Source organism: Pedobacter sp. SAFR-022 (assembly GCF_051965375.1).
GTDB lineage: Bacteria > Bacteroidota > Bacteroidia > Sphingobacteriales > Sphingobacteriaceae > Pedobacter.
Genome location: NZ_JBQCME010000001.1, coordinates 260,278 through 280,380, shown reverse-complemented (window position 1 = coordinate 280,380; position 20,103 = coordinate 260,278). Strand labels below are relative to the sequence as shown.

General features: G+C 48.7%; 15 protein-coding genes and 1 pseudogene. 13 read left to right on the top strand and 3 right to left on the bottom strand.

Annotated features, from left to right (window positions below; translation table 11 throughout):
* Window positions 1-40 precede the first annotated feature (40 nt).
* Entirely contained in the window at window positions 41-496 is a 456-nt protein-coding gene (locus ACTHQF_RS01255) for a DUF4293 domain-containing protein (RefSeq protein ID WP_440428034.1), read from the bottom strand.
* Between the two features lie 182 nt (window positions 497-678).
* Between ACTHQF_RS01255 and truA the strand changes: the two genes are divergently transcribed.
* From truA to ACTHQF_RS01220, 7 genes and pseudogenes are all read left to right on the top strand, one after another.
* A complete protein-coding gene (gene truA / locus ACTHQF_RS01250; RefSeq protein ID WP_440428032.1) occupies window positions 679-1,431 on the top strand; it encodes a tRNA pseudouridine(38-40) synthase TruA in 753 nt (250 codons plus the stop codon).
* Between the two features lies 1 nt (window position 1,432).
* Window positions 1,433-3,202, top strand: coding sequence for an ABC transporter ATP-binding protein (locus ACTHQF_RS01245; protein ID WP_440428030.1), 1,770 nt, complete (start codon window positions 1,433-1,435; stop codon window positions 3,200-3,202).
* Window positions 3,203-3,329: 127 nt separating this feature from the next.
* Window positions 3,330-4,604 (top strand): dicarboxylate/amino acid:cation symporter, encoded by a 1,275-nt coding sequence (locus ACTHQF_RS01240; RefSeq protein WP_440428028.1) that lies wholly within the window; start codon window positions 3,330-3,332, stop codon window positions 4,602-4,604.
* A 10-nt stretch (window positions 4,605-4,614) separates the two neighbouring features.
* Entirely contained in the window at window positions 4,615-6,555 is a 1,941-nt protein-coding gene (locus ACTHQF_RS01235) for an alpha-L-fucosidase (protein WP_440428026.1), read from the top strand.
* A gap of 48 nt (window positions 6,556-6,603) precedes the next feature.
* A pseudogene (locus ACTHQF_RS01230) lies at window positions 6,604-8,043 on the top strand (alpha-L-fucosidase).
* A 109-nt stretch (window positions 8,044-8,152) separates the two neighbouring features.
* Complete coding sequence (locus tag ACTHQF_RS01225; protein WP_440428024.1) at window positions 8,153-10,567, top strand: glycoside hydrolase family 3 N-terminal domain-containing protein; 2,415 nt, start codon at window positions 8,153-8,155, stop codon at window positions 10,565-10,567.
* A 46-nt stretch (window positions 10,568-10,613) separates the two neighbouring features.
* Window positions 10,614-10,967 carry a hypothetical protein gene (locus tag ACTHQF_RS01220; protein WP_440428023.1) on the top strand — a complete coding sequence of 118 codons (354 nt, stop codon included), beginning with the start codon at window positions 10,614-10,616 and terminating at the stop codon, window positions 10,965-10,967.
* A 1-nt stretch (window position 10,968) separates the two neighbouring features.
* Here the strand turns inward: ACTHQF_RS01220 and ACTHQF_RS01215 are convergent, their stop codons facing one another.
* Window positions 10,969-11,583, bottom strand: coding sequence for a hypothetical protein (locus tag ACTHQF_RS01215; RefSeq protein ID WP_440428022.1), 615 nt, complete (start codon window positions 11,581-11,583; stop codon window positions 10,969-10,971).
* Window positions 11,584-11,732: 149 nt separating this feature from the next.
* Window positions 11,733-12,635 (bottom strand): helix-turn-helix domain-containing protein, encoded by a 903-nt coding sequence (locus ACTHQF_RS01210; RefSeq protein ID WP_440428020.1) that lies wholly within the window; start codon window positions 12,633-12,635, stop codon window positions 11,733-11,735.
* A 144-nt stretch (window positions 12,636-12,779) separates the two neighbouring features.
* On the opposite strand from ACTHQF_RS01210, the gene ACTHQF_RS01205 reads away from it, so the two are divergent.
* The 6 genes from ACTHQF_RS01205 (at window position 12,780) to ACTHQF_RS01180 (ending at window position 20,103) form a co-directional block, all read left to right on the top strand.
* Window positions 12,780-15,086 carry a family 20 glycosylhydrolase gene (locus tag ACTHQF_RS01205; protein WP_440428018.1) on the top strand — a complete coding sequence of 769 codons (2,307 nt, stop codon included), beginning with the start codon at window positions 12,780-12,782 and terminating at the stop codon, window positions 15,084-15,086.
* Between the two features lie 83 nt (window positions 15,087-15,169).
* Window positions 15,170-16,372, top strand: a complete 1,203-nt coding sequence (gene fucP, locus ACTHQF_RS01200) for an L-fucose:H+ symporter permease (RefSeq protein ID WP_440428016.1) — start codon at window positions 15,170-15,172, stop codon at window positions 16,370-16,372.
* A gap of 1 nt (window position 16,373) precedes the next feature.
* The gene (locus tag ACTHQF_RS01195) at window positions 16,374-16,703 is read left to right on the top strand and encodes an L-rhamnose mutarotase (protein ID WP_440428014.1); all 330 of its coding nucleotides are present in this window, start codon (window positions 16,374-16,376) and stop codon (window positions 16,701-16,703) included.
* A gap of 4 nt (window positions 16,704-16,707) precedes the next feature.
* On the top strand, window positions 16,708-18,348 hold the full coding sequence (locus tag ACTHQF_RS01190; RefSeq protein ID WP_440428012.1) for a UxaA family hydrolase: 1,641 nt from the start codon (window positions 16,708-16,710) through the stop codon (window positions 18,346-18,348).
* Between the two features lie 61 nt (window positions 18,349-18,409).
* Window positions 18,410-19,171: an SDR family NAD(P)-dependent oxidoreductase gene (locus ACTHQF_RS01185; protein WP_440428010.1), complete on the top strand. Its 762-nt coding sequence runs from the start codon at window positions 18,410-18,412 to the stop codon at window positions 19,169-19,171.
* 74 nt (window positions 19,172-19,245) lie between these two features.
* Window positions 19,246-20,103, top strand: a complete 858-nt coding sequence (locus ACTHQF_RS01180; RefSeq protein WP_440428009.1) for a fumarylacetoacetate hydrolase family protein — start codon at window positions 19,246-19,248, stop codon at window positions 20,101-20,103.

Genomic DNA, 20,103 nt, shown 5'->3' with positions numbered 1-20,103 from the left:
TGTTATACGGGTTTAAAAATCAGCTGTTTAGGTGTATTTGTTAGCGGAGCCTGTCGGCTGATTTGATCAGCTTCTCGTCATTATTGACGCCTCGAACGCCTAAACCGATGAATATGATCGAAATTAAAGGAAGGAAAGCACCGAGTTCGTAGCTTACACCTTCCAGTCCGCCGGGCATCTTAGCTACATAGATATAGGTCAAAACTGACAAAATTAAGATAAAGATCAGGCTGATCAGCGCAAAGTTCTTTTGCTTCTTACGGTCACGGAAGCTAAATATCGTGAACAATAAAAGCACTGCACTCAGGATGGTTAGGATGGCCACCGGGATAAATAGATCAATCACCGTTTTACCATTCGTCTGCTGATAGAGTCCGATGGCATTAATCCAGTATTCCGAATCATTAACCACTTTGCTCACAATAGGGGTCATCAACAGTAGGGATATGCTCAAGGCAGCCAGGAAAAACCATATGGTTTGTATTCTTTGTATCATCAGGTTCTGTTTTTTGATCAAAAATACATTTTTATATGAAAAGCGGATAAAAGGAGATGACGTTTGTGTAGTGCTGCGTCCTGACGAAGAAAATAGAAATGCTTAGGAGAATTTACATAAGGTAAATAATCGCACTTCAAAAAACACGATGTTTAAACCCTTAAACAACTACTTTTGCAGGAGTGACTTCAAATCGTTTTTTCATAGAACTGGCTTACAATGGTACGGCGTATCATGGCTGGCAGATTCAGCCGAATGCATTAAGTGTGCAGGAATGTCTGGATAAGGCGCTTACAACCTTCTTCCGGCAGCCTGTTAGCTCGCTTGGATGTGGGCGTACCGACACGGGTGTTCATGCTACGCAGTTTTTTGCGCATGTGGACCTGCAGGATGTAGATGCCGAAAAGCTGAATCAGTATGTCGGAAGCATCAATGCCCTGCTGCCATACGACATTGCCATTAAGCGGATCTTTCCCGTGGCGCCTGATGCACATGCCCGCTTTCATGCTACATCACGTGCTTATAAATACTACCTGCACTTCCATAAGGATCCTTTTAAACTGAACCGTTCCTGGTTGTTCAAAGGCGACCTTGACCTGGAAGCGATGAATAAGGCTGCGGAAATCATTCAACAATATACCGACTTCTCGTGTTTTAGTAAGTCGAACACCCAAACTTTCACCAACAACTGCAAGATCAGCATGGCAAGGTTTGAATGGGCGGAGGATGGCCTGGTTTTCCGTATTGAAGCGGATCGCTTCCTGCGGAATATGGTTCGGGCAATTGTTGGCACGCTGATCCGCGTTGGTAAGAAAGAAATTTCAGTGGAGGCCATTGCAGATATTATAAATAGTAAAAACCGGAGTAATGCGGGACAATCGGTGCCGGCCTGTGGCCTGTACCTGGTTCGTGTGACTTACCCTTTTGTAAAGTAAAATGTCGAAAATCACAGGTGACGTAATTAATATAAACTTGTTAAAAAGGGTTTTTCAATATGTAAAACCTTACAAGAACATTTTCATCTATTCCGTTATTCTGACAATCCTATTGGCACTGGTGGCGCCGGTAAGACCCTTCCTGATTAAATATACACTGGACGAGCATATCCTTAAAGGTGATTATCAAGGCTTGTTGAACATGACCATACTGATGATCGTGTTATTGGTGCTGCAAAGTGTGATTCAGTACAGCCACACGTTACTGACAAATACGCTGGGACAGTCGGCCATTAAAGATCTCCGCGTCGCTGTCTTTAACCACATCACTAAACTGCGGCTGAAGTTCTTTGATCGCACGCCAATCGGGCAGCTGATCACCCGTACGGTTTCCGATCTGGAGACCATTGCTGATATATTTTCTGAAGGACTGATCGTGATCATCGGCGACGTGCTGATGGTGATCGTGATCATTGCCGTCATGTTATACCGGGATGTAGCGCTGACCATCATTGTGCTACTGCCATTGCCTTTGCTGATTGTAGCTACAACCATTTTTCAAAAAGCCATCAAATCAGCTTTCCAGGAGATCCGTACCGAGGTGTCCAACCTGAATACCTACCTGCAGGAGCACATCACCGGCATTTCCATCATCCAGTATTTCGCGCGTGAGGAACAGGAATACCGGAAGTTTAAGAAAATTAACTCCCGTTATCGCGATGCGAACATCCGCTCCAACTGGTATTATTCCATCTTTTTTCCAGTGGTGGAGATCATATCCGCGATGTCGATGGGATTATTGGTTTGGTATGGCGCCAAGAGTATTCTGGAGAAACCCATGGATGTAACGCCGGGTACCATCACGGAGTTCCTGTTGTATATCAGCATGTTGTTCCGGCCGATACGAGAGCTTGCCGATAAGTTTAATACCCTGCAGATGGGAATGGTGGGTGCCGAGCGCGTGTTCAAAGTGCTGGATACCGATGAGCTGACCAGCAACACAGGCACCTATAAACCGGTGACGATGGAGGGGCAGATCGCGTTTAAAAACGTATGGTTTGCCTACAACGATGAGCAGTATGTGTTGAAAGACCTGAGCTTTGAGGTGAAAGCAGGGCAGACCGTAGCACTGGTCGGTGCCACAGGAGCCGGTAAATCGTCCACCATAAACATCCTGAACCGCTTCTACGAGATTCAGAAAGGAGAGGTGCTGGTTGACGGCGTGAATATTCACAAGTATGATCTGGACTACCTGAGGAGTAACATTGCAACGGTACTTCAGGATGTCTTCCTGTTTTCAGATACCATATTCAATAACATCACACTGAACAATCCGGAAATCACCATGGAAGAAGTGGTGGATGCAGCAAAGAAAGTGGGTGCGCACGATTTTATCCAGCGACTCCCGGGCGGATACCAGTACAATGTGATGGAGCGTGGCTCTACCTTGTCCGCAGGACAAGCGCAGCTTATCTCTTTCATTCGTGCCTTGGTGTACAATCCATCTATCCTCGTGCTGGATGAGGCCACCTCTTCTGTAGATACCGAAACTGAGCTGCTGATCCAGCATGCCATTGATAACCTGATGAGTGGTCGTACCGCAATTGTAATCGCACACCGTCTGTCTACCATTCAAAAAGCAGACCTGATCATTGTGCTCGATAAGGGCGAGATCAAGGAAAAAGGTACACACCAGGAGCTGCTTAAGTTTGAAGGTTATTACAAGCGATTGTACGACCTGCAGTTTTATTCGGGCGGCATCGCAACTTAGCCTCCAGCTTATTCAATGTTCAATTAGCTGTCAGCAAGCTGCCTTTCTCATAAAAACATTCGCTTACGTAACGAATCAGGTACTTAGGCCTTGCGGCTAAATGCGTCAAAATTCGTAATATCGGCAAATGAAGAAAATTGCTGCGAATCTAACTTTCCAGGTCCTTTTTGCAATTACCCTCGGTATTCTGGTGGGTACTTTTGTTCCTGGCTTCGCAGCGCAGGCTAAGCTGATCAGTCAGGGCTTCATCAACCTGATCACCATGCTGATCGCACCAATCGTGTTCCTGACCATTGTTTTAGGTATTGCCCATATGGGCGATATGAAAAAGGTTGGCCGTGTCGGTGGAAAAGCACTGCTGTACTTTGAGATCGTTTCCACACTGGCCATCGCCATCGGACTGGTTGTGGCCAATTTACTGAAACCTGGTGTAGGTGTCCCGGCTGCGGACGGTGATGTCTCCAAGATCAAATCCTACACAGAACAGGGTGAAAGTATCGACTGGACGGAGTTCTTCTTCCATATCATTCCCAAAAACATCTTCGAATCATTTACCAACGGTGATATCCTGCAGATCCTTTTCTTTGCCATCCTTTTCGGCTATGGGCTGAACAAGATGGGCGCTGAAGGGGCTTCTGTGTTGAGGGGCCTGGACAAAGTCTCTAAAGTATTCTTTAACATCATGAAGATCGTGATGCGCCTCGCACCGATTGGTGCTTTCGGGGGCATGGCCTATAGTGTGGGTACTTACGGTCTGCATACGCTCTTGCCTATGGCCAAGCTGATGGGCTCCGTGTACCTGACCTGCTTCCTTTTCATCTTTGTGGTCCTAAATGGCATCTGCCGTTATTATAAATTCTCCTTATGGAGCTACCTGAAGTTCATCCGCCAGGAAATCCTGATCGTACTTGGAACCTCGTCTTCAGAATCTGTGCTGCCTAGCATGATGCAAAAAATGGAAGCCATTGGCTGTAAGAAGTCGGTCGTAGGACTGGTTATCCCGACAGGGTACTCCTTTAATCTGGATGGAACAGCGATTTACCTGTCCATGGCCGTGATCTTCCTGGCACAGGTTTTCCATGTGCCCTTAGATCTTGGTCAGCAGTTAACCATTCTGGCGGTGCTGATGGTAACCTCTAAAGGTGCTGCAGGCGTAACGGGCAGCGGCTTTATTGTACTGGCCTCTACATTAACGGCACTGAAGATTATGCCGGTAGAACATATCGCTATTCTGCTTGGCGTAGATCGCTTTATGTCTGAAGCGCGGGCCATCACCAACATGATCGGTAATGGCATCGCCACAATTGTGATTGCCAAAAGTGAAAAAGAATTTGATGAAGATAAATATCAGCTTGCCATACAACCCATCAGGATTGAGCAGGCTGAAGAAGATATCAGTTAATAACCTAAGCATGAAAAGAACCACATTTTCAAAATCCCTCTGCGTATCCTCGCTGCTATGCATGTCTAGTCTACTTGGCTTCAGCCAGTCGCCACCCAAACCCTACGGTGCTTTACCGACACCTGCACAGTTGGAATGGCACGAAATGGAGATGTATGCACTGATTCACTTCGGTGTAGACACCTATACAGACAAGGAATGGGGTTTTGGGGATGAAGATCCCAAGATTTTGAATCCGGTGAAGTTTGATGCAAAACAGATCGTGGCGGCAGCCAAATCCGCAGGATTCAAAGGTGTGGTTGTGGTTGCCAAGCACCATGACGGTCTATGCATCTGGCCCACGAAGACCACAGAACACAACATCAGCAATACCCCCTGGAAGGATGGTAAAGGTGATATGCTGCAGGAATATCGTGAAGCTTGTGATGCGCTGGGCATGAAGCTGGGGGTTTACGTTTCTCCATGGGACCGCAACAGTCCACATTACGGCACACCGAAATACCTGGAGCTATATCGTGAGCAGCTCCGTGAAGTGTACAGCAACTACGGAAAGCTGTTCATCTCCTGGCATGACGGTGCCAATGGTGGCGATGGCTATTATGGCGGGGCGAATGAAACCCGCAAGATCGACCGGACCACCTATTATGACTGGCCGAATACCTGGGCCATTACCAGGAAGATGCAGCCCGCTGCGGTAATCTTCGGAGACGTAGGGCCGGATGTACGTTGGGTGGGTAACGAGGAAGGACATGCGGGGGAAACCAGCTGGGCAACTTATACGCCGCTGGCACCAGATGCAGGCAAAACCCCAGCAAATGGCTATGTGCAGCACCTCAGAGGTATTGAAGGCACAAGAAATGGTAAATATTGGATGCCTGCAGAGGCGGATGTCTCCCTGCGTCCGGGATGGTTTTACCACGCCAGCCAGAACCATCAGGTGAAATCGCCTGCTGTCTTAATGGACCTGTACTACAAGAGCGTTGGCCGTGGTGCAAACCTGGATCTTGGTTTATCTCCAAACCGCGATGGGCTGCTGGATGATACCGATGTGAATGCCTTAAAAGGCTTTGGCGACTTAGTGCGTGAAACCTTTAAAACCAACCTGGCAAAAGGTGCAACGCTTAAAGCATCGAACATCCGGGCAAAAGGTGCCGCCAGGTTCGGCCCTGCAAATCTGCTGGATGAGGATCGCTATTCTTACTGGAGCACCGATGATGCGGTACATACGCCGACATTGACCATGGTGCTGCCGGAAGAGCGGACCTTTAACGTGATCCGCCTGAGAGAAAATATAAAACTCGGACAGCGCATTGAAGCTGTGGAAGTCGAAGCCATGCGGAATAATAAATGGGAGAAGATTGGTGCAGCAACAAGCATTGGGGCGAACCGTTTGATCCGTTTAGCGGAACCTGTGAAAGCAACACAACTGCGGTTAACCATCAGCAAATCTCCAGTGAGCATTGCCCTGAGCGATTTCGGTCTGTATATGGAACCAAAGTCTAAGGAGATGGCTTCAGCGCCGGTTACAAACGCTGCTGAGGTAAGTAAAAGCGGTTGGAAAATAATTGCTCCTGCTGCAGGTGATCAGGCTCAAAACGCCATAGACGGTAATCCTGTTACCCTCTGGACTGCGGAAAGTACTACTGAATTTAAGCCTGCCAGTATTGATATTGACCTTGGTTTCCCTGTCGGGATTTCTGCATTCACCTATTTGCCGAGACAGGACAAAAAGGTAGATGGCGTTGCGGATCAGTTTAGCTTCTATGTAAGTGAAGATGGTAAAACTTACAGGGAGGTTGCTTCAGGCGAGTTCTCCAACATTCGGGCAAATCCGATAGAACAGGTGATCAGTTTGAAGGAAAAGGTACAAGCGCGTTACATCCGCTTTGTCGGGAAACGTAGTCTGGATGGTAAAGGCATTACAGTTGCCGAGCTCGGGATCCGGAAATAGATTCATCAGCCTTAAAATAAATCATACATCAACAACCAAAACAGCTCCATGCGGATTAGAACCTACCTACTCTTACTCTTAGCACTCTCAGCATATGGCAAGGCGCAGGCACAGAACGGTGTGCATCAGCAAAGCAGCACTTACGAATGGCCAAAAGAACCTGAAGTCCGCCAGAAGCTGGATCAATGGCAGGACCAGAAGTTCGGCATGCTGATCCACTGGGGATTGTATGCTGTTCCGGGTATCATTGAGTCCTGGGAGCTTTGCTCAGAACCCTGGATCGAGCGTGACAGTACCATAGCGTATGAGGATTACAAGAAGTGGTACTGGGGATTAAGTAAGGAATTTAATCCGCTGAAGTTTGATCCGGAACAATGGGCGAAAGCCGGTAAAGATGCCGGCATGAGGTATATGGTGTTTACGACCAAACATCATGACGGCTTTGCCATGTTCGATACCAAACAATCTGATTTCAGCATTGCCAAAGGACCTTTTGCGACGAACCCGCGGAAGGATGTTGCCAAACACGTTTTCGATGCTTTCCGCAAGCGCGACTTCATGATCGGTGCCTATTTCTCCAAGCCGGACTGGCATTCCCAATACTTCTGGTGGTCCAAATACGCGACCCCGGACCGCAACACCAATTACGATATCCGTAAACACCCATGGCGCTGGAATCAATTTAAAACCTTCACGCACAACCAGCTTTCGGAGCTGATGAGCGATTATGGCTCCATTGATATCCTGTGGCTTGATGGCGGTTGGGTGCGTCCGCTGGAAACCGTAAACGACGAGGTGCGCAGCTGGGGTGCTGCCATCCCCGAATGGGACCAGCAGATCGATATGCCGAAGATCGCCCAGATGGCCAGAGCCAAGCAGCCTGGTTTACTGATGGTAGATCGCACCGTGCATGGTCCTTATGAAAATTACCAAACACCATAGCAGAAGATCCCGGAGAAACAGCTGGACCATCCCTGGGAAAGCTGCCTGACTTTGGGCAATGCCTGGGGATTTGTAAAGAACGACCAGTATAAACCGGCATCAGCGGTGATCAAAGCAATGGCAGAAGTGGTGGCGAAAGGTGGAAGTTTGCTTTTGGGCGTGGGACCTCAGCCCGACGGATTACTGCCGGCCGTAGCCGTTTCCAGACTGGAAGAGATCGGTCGCTGGTTAAAGGTTAACGGTAAGGCTATTTATGGCACACGCATCACCAAAGATTATGTGGATGGAAACACCTGGTTCAGCCAAAGCAAGGATGGGCACATGAAATATGCTATTCACTGCCTGGATGCTTCTGGTAAGCCTGGGAAAATGATCAGCTGGAAAGGCAACCCGCCTGCGAAAGGCAGTGTTGTAACACTATTGAATACCGGCAAAGCAGTTAAATGGACGCTAAAAGATGAGGTGGTAAGGGTTCAATTACCCGAGTCATTGAAGAATAACCCTGATCTTTTTGGCGCCCTCGCATTTTCCTACCAGGCAAAGTAGTCAATCCTGCAACTATGTGGTGCTGCTTGTTGGCATCTTTATGCTTTAAGCGCGCTTCCATCTCCAATAAATTGAATTAGCAATAAGTACTTCGAATAAAACCTATCTTATGAACACCCGAACCCGCCTTGCTCCCCTGATCCTATTCACTGTCGTTAATCTTTTGCCCTGCTGGTCTGCTGCGCAGCAAAAGCCTTTGTATAAAGATGCGAAGGCGCCTGTTGATGCGCGGGTAGAGGACCTGATCGGCAGGATGACCGTGGAGGAAAAACTAGGGCAGCTGGTGACGCATCTGGGTTGGGAGATGTACGATAAGTCCGGCGACAAGATCAGCGTTTCGGAGAAGTTCAAAAAGGCGTTGGCCGAGCATAAGGTTGGTAATCTTTGGGCAACCTTGCGGGCGGATCCATGGACGCAGAAAACCCTGGCCACAGGACTAAACCCTTTTACCGCGGCACAGGCGACAAACATGTTGCAGAAATATAACCTGGAGCATTCCCGTTTGGGCATCCCGATTTTCATCGCGGAAGAATGTCCGCATGGGCATATGGCCATTGGTACCACCGTGTTCCCGACGGCCATTGGGCAGGGCAGCACCTGGAATCCAAAGCTGATCGGCAGGATGGCAGAAACAATTTCCCGGGAAGCACGGCTACAAGGCGGGCACATTGGCTACGGGCCGGTGCTAGACCTGGCCAGAGAGCCAAGGTGGTCGCGGGTGGAAGAAACCTATGGCGAAGATCCCTTCCTGAACAGCATGATGGGTGCTGCTATGGTAAAAGGCTTTCAGGGCAGTAACATCGGCAGCGGAGTAAACGTGATCTCTACACTAAAGCACTTCACGGCCTATGGCGTACCGGAGGGCGGGCACAATGGCGGACCGGTAAGTGTGGGCCTGCGGGAGTTGTATCAGAGCTATTTGCCGCCCTTTAAGGCTGCCGTAGAAGCCGGTGCATTATCCATCATGACCGCCTACAATGCCATTGATGGGGTACCCTGTACCGCAAATCCATTCCTGTTGAAAGATATCCTGCGGGAGCAATGGGGTTTCAAAGGCTTCGTGGTGTCCGATCTGGGGAGTGTGAATGGACTTGCAGGTAACCACGGCATTGCTGGCTCTTTAGCAGAAGCTGCCACACTCGCACTTCATGCGGGTGTGGATAATGACCTTGGCGGCACGGCATATGCAAAGCTGGGAGAATCCATAAAAAGCAATGCCGTAGAAAAGGGCCGGCTTGATGAAGCGGTTAAGCGGGTGCTGAAGTTGAAGTTCCAGATGGGGCTATTTGAAAACCCCTATGTAGATCCAGGTCAAGCGAAAAAACAGGTGCGTAACCAGGCTGCTATTGCAGTCGCACGACAAGTTGCACAGGAATCGATGATCCTGCTGAAAAATGAAAAGCAGACCCTGCCACTCAGCAAGCAGATCAAATCTATCGCCGTAATAGGTCCGAATGCTAATAATATATACAATCAGCTTGGCGATTATACCGCGCCGCAGGCGGAGGATAACATTGTCACTCCATTGGAGGGTATCAAAGCGAAATTGCCGGCAAACGTGAAAGTAAATTACGTGAAAGGCTGCGATATCCGTGACACCAGCGATGTGGATATTACCGCTGCGGTGAAGGCTGCTGAGGCATCCGATGTAGCGGTGCTGGTATTGGGTGGCTCCAGTGCACGTGATTTCAAGACGGAATACATCAGCACCGGCGCTGCCACCGTGAGTTCTGGCAAATCTGAACAGCTGAGTGACATGGAAAGTGGGGAAGGCTTTGACCGCCAATCACTCGATCTGCTGGGCAAACAACTGGAGCTGCTTAAGGCTGTGGCGGCAACAGGAAAGCCGGTGGTCCTGGTGTTCATTGGCGGGCGCCCTTTAAACATGAACTGGCCTGCCGAAAACCTGAATGCGATCATCTATGCCTGGTACCCGGGCCAGGAAGGTGGGCACGCCATTGCGGATGTGCTTTTTGGTGATTACAATCCTGCCGGCCGATTGCCGATATCCATACCACGACACGTGGGGCAGCTGCCAGTGTATTATAACGACAGGAATCAACAGAAACATGCCTATGTAGAAGGTCCTGCAGATGCGCTTTACGGCTTTGGACATGGTTTAAGTTACAGCAGCTTCGCTTACAAGAATTTGCAAATTCAATCCCTGGAGCAAGGTATGAAAGGACAAGGTGCTAGCTCAGCGAAAACCCCATTGGTAGAAGTTAGTGTTGAAGTCAGCAATACGAGCGCAGTACCTGGTGATGAGGTTGTTCAACTCTACCTCCACGATGAAAAGGCATCCACGGTAGTGCCTCTAAAGCAGCTAAAAGCTTTCGAGCGAATAAAACTTAAAGCAGGGGAAAGTAGACGGGTTGAGTTTACGCTTACAAAGGAAGATCTGATGCTCTATGATGCTTCGATGAAACCTGTGGTGGAAAAAGGCAGTTTTAAAGTAATGGTTGGTGCAAGTTCCAGAGACATCCGCTTAGAAGGGAAGTTCCATATGGAACAAGACTACCGTTAATAAAAACATTACCACTCCAGGCAGCATTTTGCATATACTGCCTTTCATGGAAAAGAAGTTATGTTTGAATTGCAGCCTGCCTGTTGCTGGTCGTACGGACAAGAAGTTTTGTGACGATGCCTGCAGAAGTACCTATCATGCTAAATTCAGCAGCAGCGAAGCAGATTACGTTAAACAGATCAACCTTAGGCTGAAACGCAACCGTAAGATCCTTTTAGCATTAAACCCCGAGGGGAAAGCCAAGGTAAGCCGGAAAGAATTGCTGGCTCAAGGCTTCGATTTCCAGTGTTTCACTAGCATCTATAAGACTGAGAAAAATGCCTGTTATTATTTCTGCTATGAAATGGGGTACCTGCTACTCGAACACGAGCATGTACTGCTGGTAAAAAAGAAGCAATAAATCAACAAGGAGAATATAATTCTACCATGACCAGCTTGTTTCCATCAAAAGAGAGAATCCACCATTCATCAGTTATCGGTGCAGATGCACCAAGATCCACAAATCTTAAATGGGGGCTGCTTGGATCTTCAATACTTCTGATTTTGCGTACTGATTTCGGAAATAATTTCTGCATATCCTCAAGTGTGGTCTCGCCATTTAGCGTGATTGCAGGTGTTTTAAGTTCAAGGTCAGGCTGCTTGCGAAAGTCTATACACTGGAACCTGGCGCTATCATTAACCAAGTAGAACATACTTCCTTTTAGATACACGTATTGATAAGGCTCGGGATAAACCTGACAGTCGTACTCGGGGTTATTTACAACACTGTCCGGCTTACCAAATTCCTCCAAAAACTGCTCATATTTGCTCTCCAGGGGCAAAACACCATTAATTTTCACAGTGCTATAATGAAGATATTCTGCATTGAATTTTGTTGTGTCAATAGGAGAGGCGCCAGCATGAGGATCCAAAGCTGTACCTATATACTTCTGGGGTTCATTACTCTGGCTGCAAGCGTAAAATGTCGTGAGTAAAATTGACAAATAGAAAAGCACAAGGTAGGTCCTTGATTTCATATGAGGCGTTTAATTTAGATAGTCATTTAGTTACCGAAAATAAGAATATCTCATCGATCTAAAAAATAGGCTATATCATTCGAACATCAAATGGCCAGAGCCGCATAAAGATAATTAGTCTTAACCCTGGACGCTAAAAAACCCGATCGTTAATTTAACATCAGCTGACGCTTGTAACTTGAAGGATTCATCTTTAACACCTTCTTGAAGATCTTGGAGAAATGGTGCCTGTCGGAAAAGCCGCATTCATAAGAAATCTCATCAAAGGATTTTTGTGAGTGGTGCAGCAGGTTACATGCAGCCTGTACTTTCAGCCTCAGAATATACTGCTGCATCGGCATGCCGGTGCAGTTTTTAAACAAGCGCGCGAAGGAGTTCGTCGCCATATTGGCCTGCGTTGCCAGCACTTCATTGCACAGCCTGGTATGAAAGTGCTGCTCAATGTACTTAATTGCTTTCAGGATCCGGTAATCCGTATTACCCGAAGCCCAGGCCGTTTCCGGCAGCTGCATCAGGCAGTGGGAGATCAGCATCTTCGCCCGCAGTCCTTCCTGGTAGTTGGTGATCGAATCCGCAATACAGGCCGCCTTTATGCTGTCCAGCAGTGTGCGTGTGGTTTCATTCAGGTTTAACTGAATAATTCCTGTATTCGCAAGGTCGAGCGGATACCCCAGGGAAAAGTGAATGAACAGGTGATCCACTTGTTGCAGCGCCTGCAGCCTGGCCGTATCATCATCAGCACGGAACTTCCTGCCTTTGATGGACTCATCCTCATTGTTATGCCGGTGTTTCAGCCGGCTGGCAAAAGCGGTATTCGGCGGAATGATCAGTATGACGTTTTCATTCAGGGCGAAACGCTGACCCGAGTAGGTGATGGTTGAACCGGACACCGCATTGTGGTAGATGCGCCAGAAAGGTACACTCAGATCATTACATTCCCACTCGTCTAAAATCCAGTATCTGCAACAGAAAAGCTTGATATTCACGTCTTTAAACTGTTGCTGTGCATCCGACGGATCATGCTTCAACTGTTCACTTATTTTTCTAGCCATGTATCATGTTTGTTTTGTACATATTCTTGAAGAGAATACACAACCATTTATCCGTATTCAATTGGCAAATTAGGAAATTCGAAATTATCGTACTAAATCAATTACCTTAAGCCATTCAATTATCTACACCACTTAATATAAAGAATGAATTATACCCCATTGAAGCGCATTAAACTTCGATTTTTATTAGCCATAGCCCTGGCTGGCAGCACCATCACCAGCCCTTTACATGCTCAAGAACAAACAGAAATAGCCCTAATCCCGTACCCTACAGCACTAAGCATGGGTACGGGTAATTTTACCCTGAGCCTTTCCAGCAGCATCCGTACAGAAGATAAGCGCTTTGCAAATGAAGCGGCACAGCTGAATGCACTTTTGGCGCAGTACCTGGGTAAAGCGCTTGGCAATTCCAAAACTGGCAAAAGCTTGTTCCGTTTACAGTTTGATCCGCAGATCAGTGCTCCTGAAGCGTACAAAGTGGAGGTTACCGCTAATGAAGTGCTGCTGAAAGCCAAGGAACCCGCGGGCATGTTTCGTGCGGTGCAAACCATCAGACAGCTGTTACCTGCAAATGAAGGTAAAGCAGGATTCGCTAAAAGCCTGAACATCCCTGTCCTTAAAATTGCCGACCAGCCGGCCTATGACTGGCGTGGCATGCACCTGGATGTCTCCCGGCACTTCTTCTCCATGGATTACCTGCATAAGTTTATCGACCTGATGGCCTTATACAAATTCAACAAGTTCCATTTGCACCTGACCGACGACCAGGGCTGGCGCGTGGAGATCAAGAAGTATCCTAAACTCACCGAAGAAGGTGCATGGCGAAGCTTTAATAACCAGGACTCCCTGTGTATCGAACGCTCCAAAGAGAACCCAGACTTCGTTATTGATCCGAGATTTATCGTGAACAGGAAGGGAAAGCAACAATACGGCGGATTCTACACCCAAAAAGAATTGAAAGAACTGGTTGCCTATGCGGCAGCAAAACACATTACCATCATTCCCGAAGTCGATATGCCGGGCCACATGATGGCGGCCATCAACAGCTACCCATTTCTGGTTGGTGCAGGGGAGAACAAGTGGAATGAAGTATTCACCACGCCGATCAGCCCTTGCTCTGACGATGTATTCAAATTCGCAGAGGACATCTTCTCCGAGATCATCGACATCTTTCCAAGCAAGTACATCCATGTTGGTGGCGACGAAGTGGATCGCAGCAGCTGGGAGAAATCACCTGTCTGCAAGGAATTTATGGCCAGACACGGACTGAAGACCTCCGCCGAACTGCAAAGCTATTTCATCAATCACATGGAGAAGTATTTCAACTCGAAAGGTCGCCAGCTGATCGGATGGGATGAGATCCTGGAAGACGGGATCAGCTCCACCGCCATGGTGATGTACTGGCGCTCCTGGGTGCCAAATGCACCAGTGAAAGCAGCGAAGAATGGCAATAAGGTGATCATGTCGCCAGGCAACCCGCTGTACTTTGACGCCGATCCAGACCATACCTCCGTGTACAATGTGTACCACTTCAATCCAATACCTAAGGGTTTAACTGCTGCGGAAGCAAAAGGCATCATCGGCGCACAGGCGAACACCTGGGCGGAAAAGATCCCCTCGGAAAACCGTGCGGAATACATGATCTACCCTCGAATGACCGCCCTGGCGGAGCGCTTGTGGACGAACAAGGAACTCTACAAAAGCTACCAGGAACGTTTAACGCAACACTTCCCGCGACTGGAAGCCCTAAAGGTGAATTACCGTTTACCAGATATTGAAGGTTTGGTGGAGAAGAATGTCTTCACAGACGTAACCACTTTGAACCCCAGGAAACCAATGCCAACACTCACGCTGCGGTACACCACAGATGGAAGCCAGCCAACAGAAAAGTCCACTGAACTGAACAAGCCACTGGTCATCAGGGAAAACCTGAAGGTTCAACTCGCAGCCTTCAGCAAAACCGGTATCCGCGGGGACATCTACAAACTGGAATACAGTAAACAGCCTTTGGCAGCAGCAGCCCAGGTTGGGAGTGTTAAACCTGGCTTGCAATGCGCGTACTACCCCGGAGCCTATAAAAGTGCAACGCTGATGAAGGGGCAACCGGCAGCGACCTACACCGTAACCAAAGTTGAAGTGCCGAAGGAAGCCACTGCAGACTCGTTCGGTGTAAAGTTTAGCGGTTACCTGAACATTCCGCAAGACGGGGTTTATAGTTTTTACTTAACTTGTGATGACGGTGGTATCCTGAAAGTCGGGCCACTGGAAACGGTGAACAACGATGGCTGGCACCCACCGATGGAGAAAAGCGGACAGGCAGCTTTGAAGAAAGGCTTGCAGCCTATAGCCCTCGACTTCGTGGAAGGTGGCGGCGGTTACACGCTGAAGCTGAAATACAGCCTGAATGGCTCGGCACCAGTTGACCTGCCTTCCGAATGGCTGATGCACTAAGAACCACTAAACAATGCAATAATCATTAAATTGAAAGCATGAAATAGCACACGGAAAAAACAAAACCAACCAAATATAAACCAATGACTAAAACCAAATACCTGTTGCCCCTGGTGATGATCACCTCTTTGTTTTTTCTGTGGGGCTTTGCTTATGGACTGCTGGACGTGTTAAATAAACATTTCCAGGAAACCTTAAACATCACGAAAAGTCGCTCTACCTTATTACAGGCCGCATATTTTGGCGCATACTTCATCGTTGCGCTACCTGCAGGCCTGTTCATGAACCGCTACGGATACAAGCGGGGCATTATCCTTGGGCTCCTGCTGTATGCCTTTGGCGCCTTCGTGTTCTACCCGGCATCTGAAGCGTCCAGCTTTAACCTTTTCCTGCTGGCCCTGTTTATCCTGGCCTCCGGACTGGCATGTCTGGAAACCGCGGCAAACCCCTATGTCACCGTACTTGGCGATCCGGAAACCGCAACCACCAGGCTCAACCTTTCCCAATGTTTCAATGGGGTAGGTTCTTTCCTCGGCCCTGTAATTGCCTCTTACCTTTTCTTCGGCGAAAACACAACAACGGATAGCAATAACCTGGATTCGGTGAAGATGATCTATGTGATCATCGGCATCCTGGTGCTGGTTGTTGCGGGTATTTTCATGCGTACCACTTTGCCGGAGATCAAGGAAACCGAGATCGTCAGTTCGGCGGAGTTGAACGAAAGACCCTTGTTCAGCCATAGTAACTTCACCTTCGGACTAGTGACCCAGTTCTTTTATGTGGCCGCACAGGTAGGCATCGCCGCCTTGTTCATTAACTACTGCACCGAAAGCGGCGTGGATATCAACAATGCAGCGGCAGCTAAATTCCTGTCCATCGGACTCATACTATTCACTGTTGGCAGGTTCGTTGGCACCAGCCTGATGCGGGTCATTCCCGCGAGCAGATTGCTTGCGATCTACGCACTGATCAACGTGGTCCTTAGTGTCGTCGTGATCAGTCAGCAGCATTGGCTTTCGGTTTACGCGCTACTGGGCCTTTTCTTTTTCATGTCCATCATGTTCCCGACCATCTTCGCTTTAAGCATCAAGGATCTGGGGAAACATACCAAAAAAGCATCCTCCTTCCTGATCATGTCCATCGTTGGTGGCGCCATTGTGCCCGTGCTTATGGGCCTGCTTGCCGATCAGTATTCAACCGCTATAGCCTACATCATTCCATTATTCTGCTTTTTGATCGTGTTCTTTTACGGATTGAAGGGCCATAAAGTAAAACCTGTCGTTTAATATGAATAAATACTGTTTCGCGTTGGATCTTAAGGACGATCCGGCATTGATCAAAGCCTATGAAGAATACCACCGCCAGATCTGGCCGGAGATCGTCGCCAGCATTAAGGATGCCGGCATTACCAAACTGGAGATCTACCGCTATGCCAACCGGCTGATGATGCTCATGGAAGTGGATGACAGCTACAGTCCGGAGCGCAAAGCAGCGATGGATGCAGCAAACGAAAAGGTGCAGGACTGGGAAAGGCTGATGTGGAACTACCAGCAGGCTTTACCAGGGGTGAAGCCTGGAGAAAAATGGATGCTGATGAACAAGATATTTGAATTGTAAAGCTATGAATTACCTTAAAATAGATCCTAAAGACAATGTGCTTGTTGCCCTGTCGGATTTAGCCGAAGGCACAACACTGGAGTTTGAGGGCCAGGTGCTGGTGGTACAGGAAGATGTACCGGCCAAACACAAGATCTTTATGCAGGATATGCTGCCGGGCGATGAAGTGATCATGTACGGCGTACTCGTCGGTAAAGCCATCTGTTTTATTCCAAAAGGAGGATTGATGAGCACGGAGAACACCAGGCATGCCTCGCAGGATTATGCTTACCGGGAGGTAGATTACCAGTGGCAGGCGCCGGATGTTTCCGCGTTTGAACACCGTACCTTCAACGGTTATGCCCGTAATGATGGACGTGTAGGGACCGCCAATTACTGGCTGTTTATCCCAACCGTTTTCTGTGAGAACCGGAACCTGGACGTGATCAAAGAATCGCTCCATAATACTTTAGGGTACACCGTTACCGACAAATACCGTTCCTTCAGCAGGCAACTGCTGGAGGCTTATGAAGCAGGAACACCCTTGGATGATCACCTGCTGGACCTGCAGCCCCTGGCACATCCTTCCAAGAACAGGGTCTTCAAAAACGTTGATGGCATCAAGTTCCTGAATCATCAGGGCGGCTGTGGTGGCACGCGGCAAGATGCGGAGCTGCTGAGCAATTTACTGGCCGCCTATGCCGATCATCCGAATGTGGGCGGTATTACTGTGCTGAGCCTCGGTTGTCAGCACCTGCAAACCTCCGGTTTCCTGGCGGACCTGAAGCGCCGCAATCCGAACTTCGATAAGCCAGTGCTGATCTTTGAACAGCAGCAGAGCAAAAGTGAAGAGCGACTGATCAAGGAAGCGATTCTACACACGTTCAAAGGCCTGCAGGAGATCAATCAGCAGGAGCGCCAACCTGCGCCACTAAGCGCTTTGTGTGTCGGCGTGAAATGTGGTGGCAGTGATGGCTTCAGCGGGATCTCTGCAAACCCTGCCGTTGGTTATGCAGCTGATATGCTGGTCGCCCTAGGCGCTAAAGTGCTGCTGGCGGAATTCCCGGAGTTGTGTGGTGCAGAGCAGAACCTGATCGACCGTTGTGTAGACGAAGCCACCGCAAACAAGTTCATCCGCCTGATGCGGGAATATGATGCCCAGGCCCATGCCGTAGGCTCGGGTTTTTACATGAATCCCTCACCTGGGAACATTAAGGATGGCCTGATCACGGATGCCATTAAAAGTACCGGTGCAGCAAAGAAGGGTGGCACTTCACCGGTAGTGGATGTGCTCGATTATACCGAACCTGCAAAACTGCCAGGACTCAGCCTGGTTTGTACGCCCGGCAATGATGTGGAGGCTACAACAGGGAAAGCTGCCAGTGGTGCAACGCTGATCCTGTTCACCACAGGACTGGGTACCCCAACGGGAAACCCCGTTTGCCCGGTGATCAAGGTGGCGACGAACACGGCACTTGCAGACCGGATGGGCGATATCATTGATATTGATACCGGTCCGGTTATCCGTGCAGAAAAGACCATTCAACAAATGGGCGAAGAGATCCTGGAATATTGCATTAAAGCAGCAAGTGGCGAGATTATTCCCAAGGCGGTACTGCTGAACCAGGACGATTTCATCCCCTGGAAAAGAGGTGTATCCTTATAGATAAAAACGTCATTAAAACTTATCACCTTGAAAAAGGCTATCAAAATACAAATCAAACAACATGTATAGTTTAGAAGGAAAATCGGCCGTAATTACCGGCGGCGGAAGCGGCATTGGAAAAGCCATTGCGACCCTATTTGCAAAGCAAGGTGCAACCGTGCATATCATCGAATTAAATGAAGATGCTGCCGGAACAACCATCGCGGAGATCGGCGAAGCAGGTGTTGCTGTAGGACACAGCTGCAATGTTGCGGTGCAAGAACAGGTACTGGAGGTATTCAACAAGATCGGCGAAGTAGACATCCTGGTGAACAATGCCGGTATCGCTCATGTGGGTACTGCAGAATCCACCACAGAAGAAGATTTTACCAGGGTATTTGACGTGAATGTGCGGGGGGCTTACAACTGCCTGCATGCGGCAATTCCTTTGATGAAGCAAAAGGGCAAAGGCGTGATCCTGAACATCGCCTCTATTGCGGCCCTGGTGGGGATCACAGACCGCTTTGCGTATTCCATGAGCAAAGGTGCGATCTATGCCATGACACTCTCCGTGGCCCGAGACTACCTTGCACACAACATCCGTTGCAACAGCATCTCCCCGGCAAGGGTACACACGCCATTTGTGGATGGCTTCATTGCGAAGAACTATCCCGGCAAGGAAAGCGAAGTATTTGAGAAACTATCCAAAAGCCAGCCGATCGGCCGCATGGGCGAGCCAGCCGAAGTGGCGAACCTGGCACTTTTCCTTTGCGCAGACGAAGCAGGTTTCATTACCGGCAACGACTATCCACTGGATGGCGGCTTTGTAAAACTGAACAACTAAATATCAACCTAAAACAGAAAACCCAAATGCTGCTGGCAGGATATTCCTGCTGCGGTATTTAAAGCATAAACACTATGAAATTAATCAGATGGGGCGCTGAAGGCAGCGAGAAAACAGGTGTAATCATCGGCGAGAACTGGTACGATACCTCAGCCATGGGCCTGGACTACAATGAAGCATTTTTTGTGAATGACGGGCTGGAGCAATTGGCGCAATTCCTTAAAGACAATGAAGGTAAGCTGGAGCAGATCAACAAGGACGAGCGACTGGGTTCACCAATTGCCAGACCTTCGAAAATCGTATGTATCGGACTGAACTATGTGGATCATGCCCGGGAAACCAATGCAAATATCCCTGCAGAGCCGATCATCTTCATGAAGTCAACCACCGCTATGGTCGGTCCGAATGACGACATCATCATTCCTAAAAACTCCCTAAAGACAGACTGGGAAGTAGAATTAGCCGTTGTGATCGGTAAAAAAGCATCGTATGTCGAAGAATCCGAAGCGCTGGACTATGTAGCCGGGTATGCACTGCACAACGATGTTTCCGAACGGGAGTTCCAGATCGAAAGAGGCGGTACCTGGGATAAAGGTAAGGGCTGCGATACCTTTGCGCCGATGGGGCCCTTCCTGGCTACCCCGGACGAAGTCGGTGACGTAGATAAACTGCGCCTATGGCTTAAGGTAAACGGCGAAACCATGCAGGACGGGAACACCAGCGACTTCATTTTCAACGTACCGAATGTGGTGTCTTATGTGAGCCAGTTCATGACCCTGCTTCCCGGTGATGTGATTTCTACAGGTACACCGGCTGGTGTGGGGCTGGGTTTCAAACCACCGATCTACCTGAAGCCTGGCGATGTCGTGGAACTTGGTATTGACAATCTGGGTGTTTCTAAGCAACACGTGAAAGCATATACTAAAGCATAA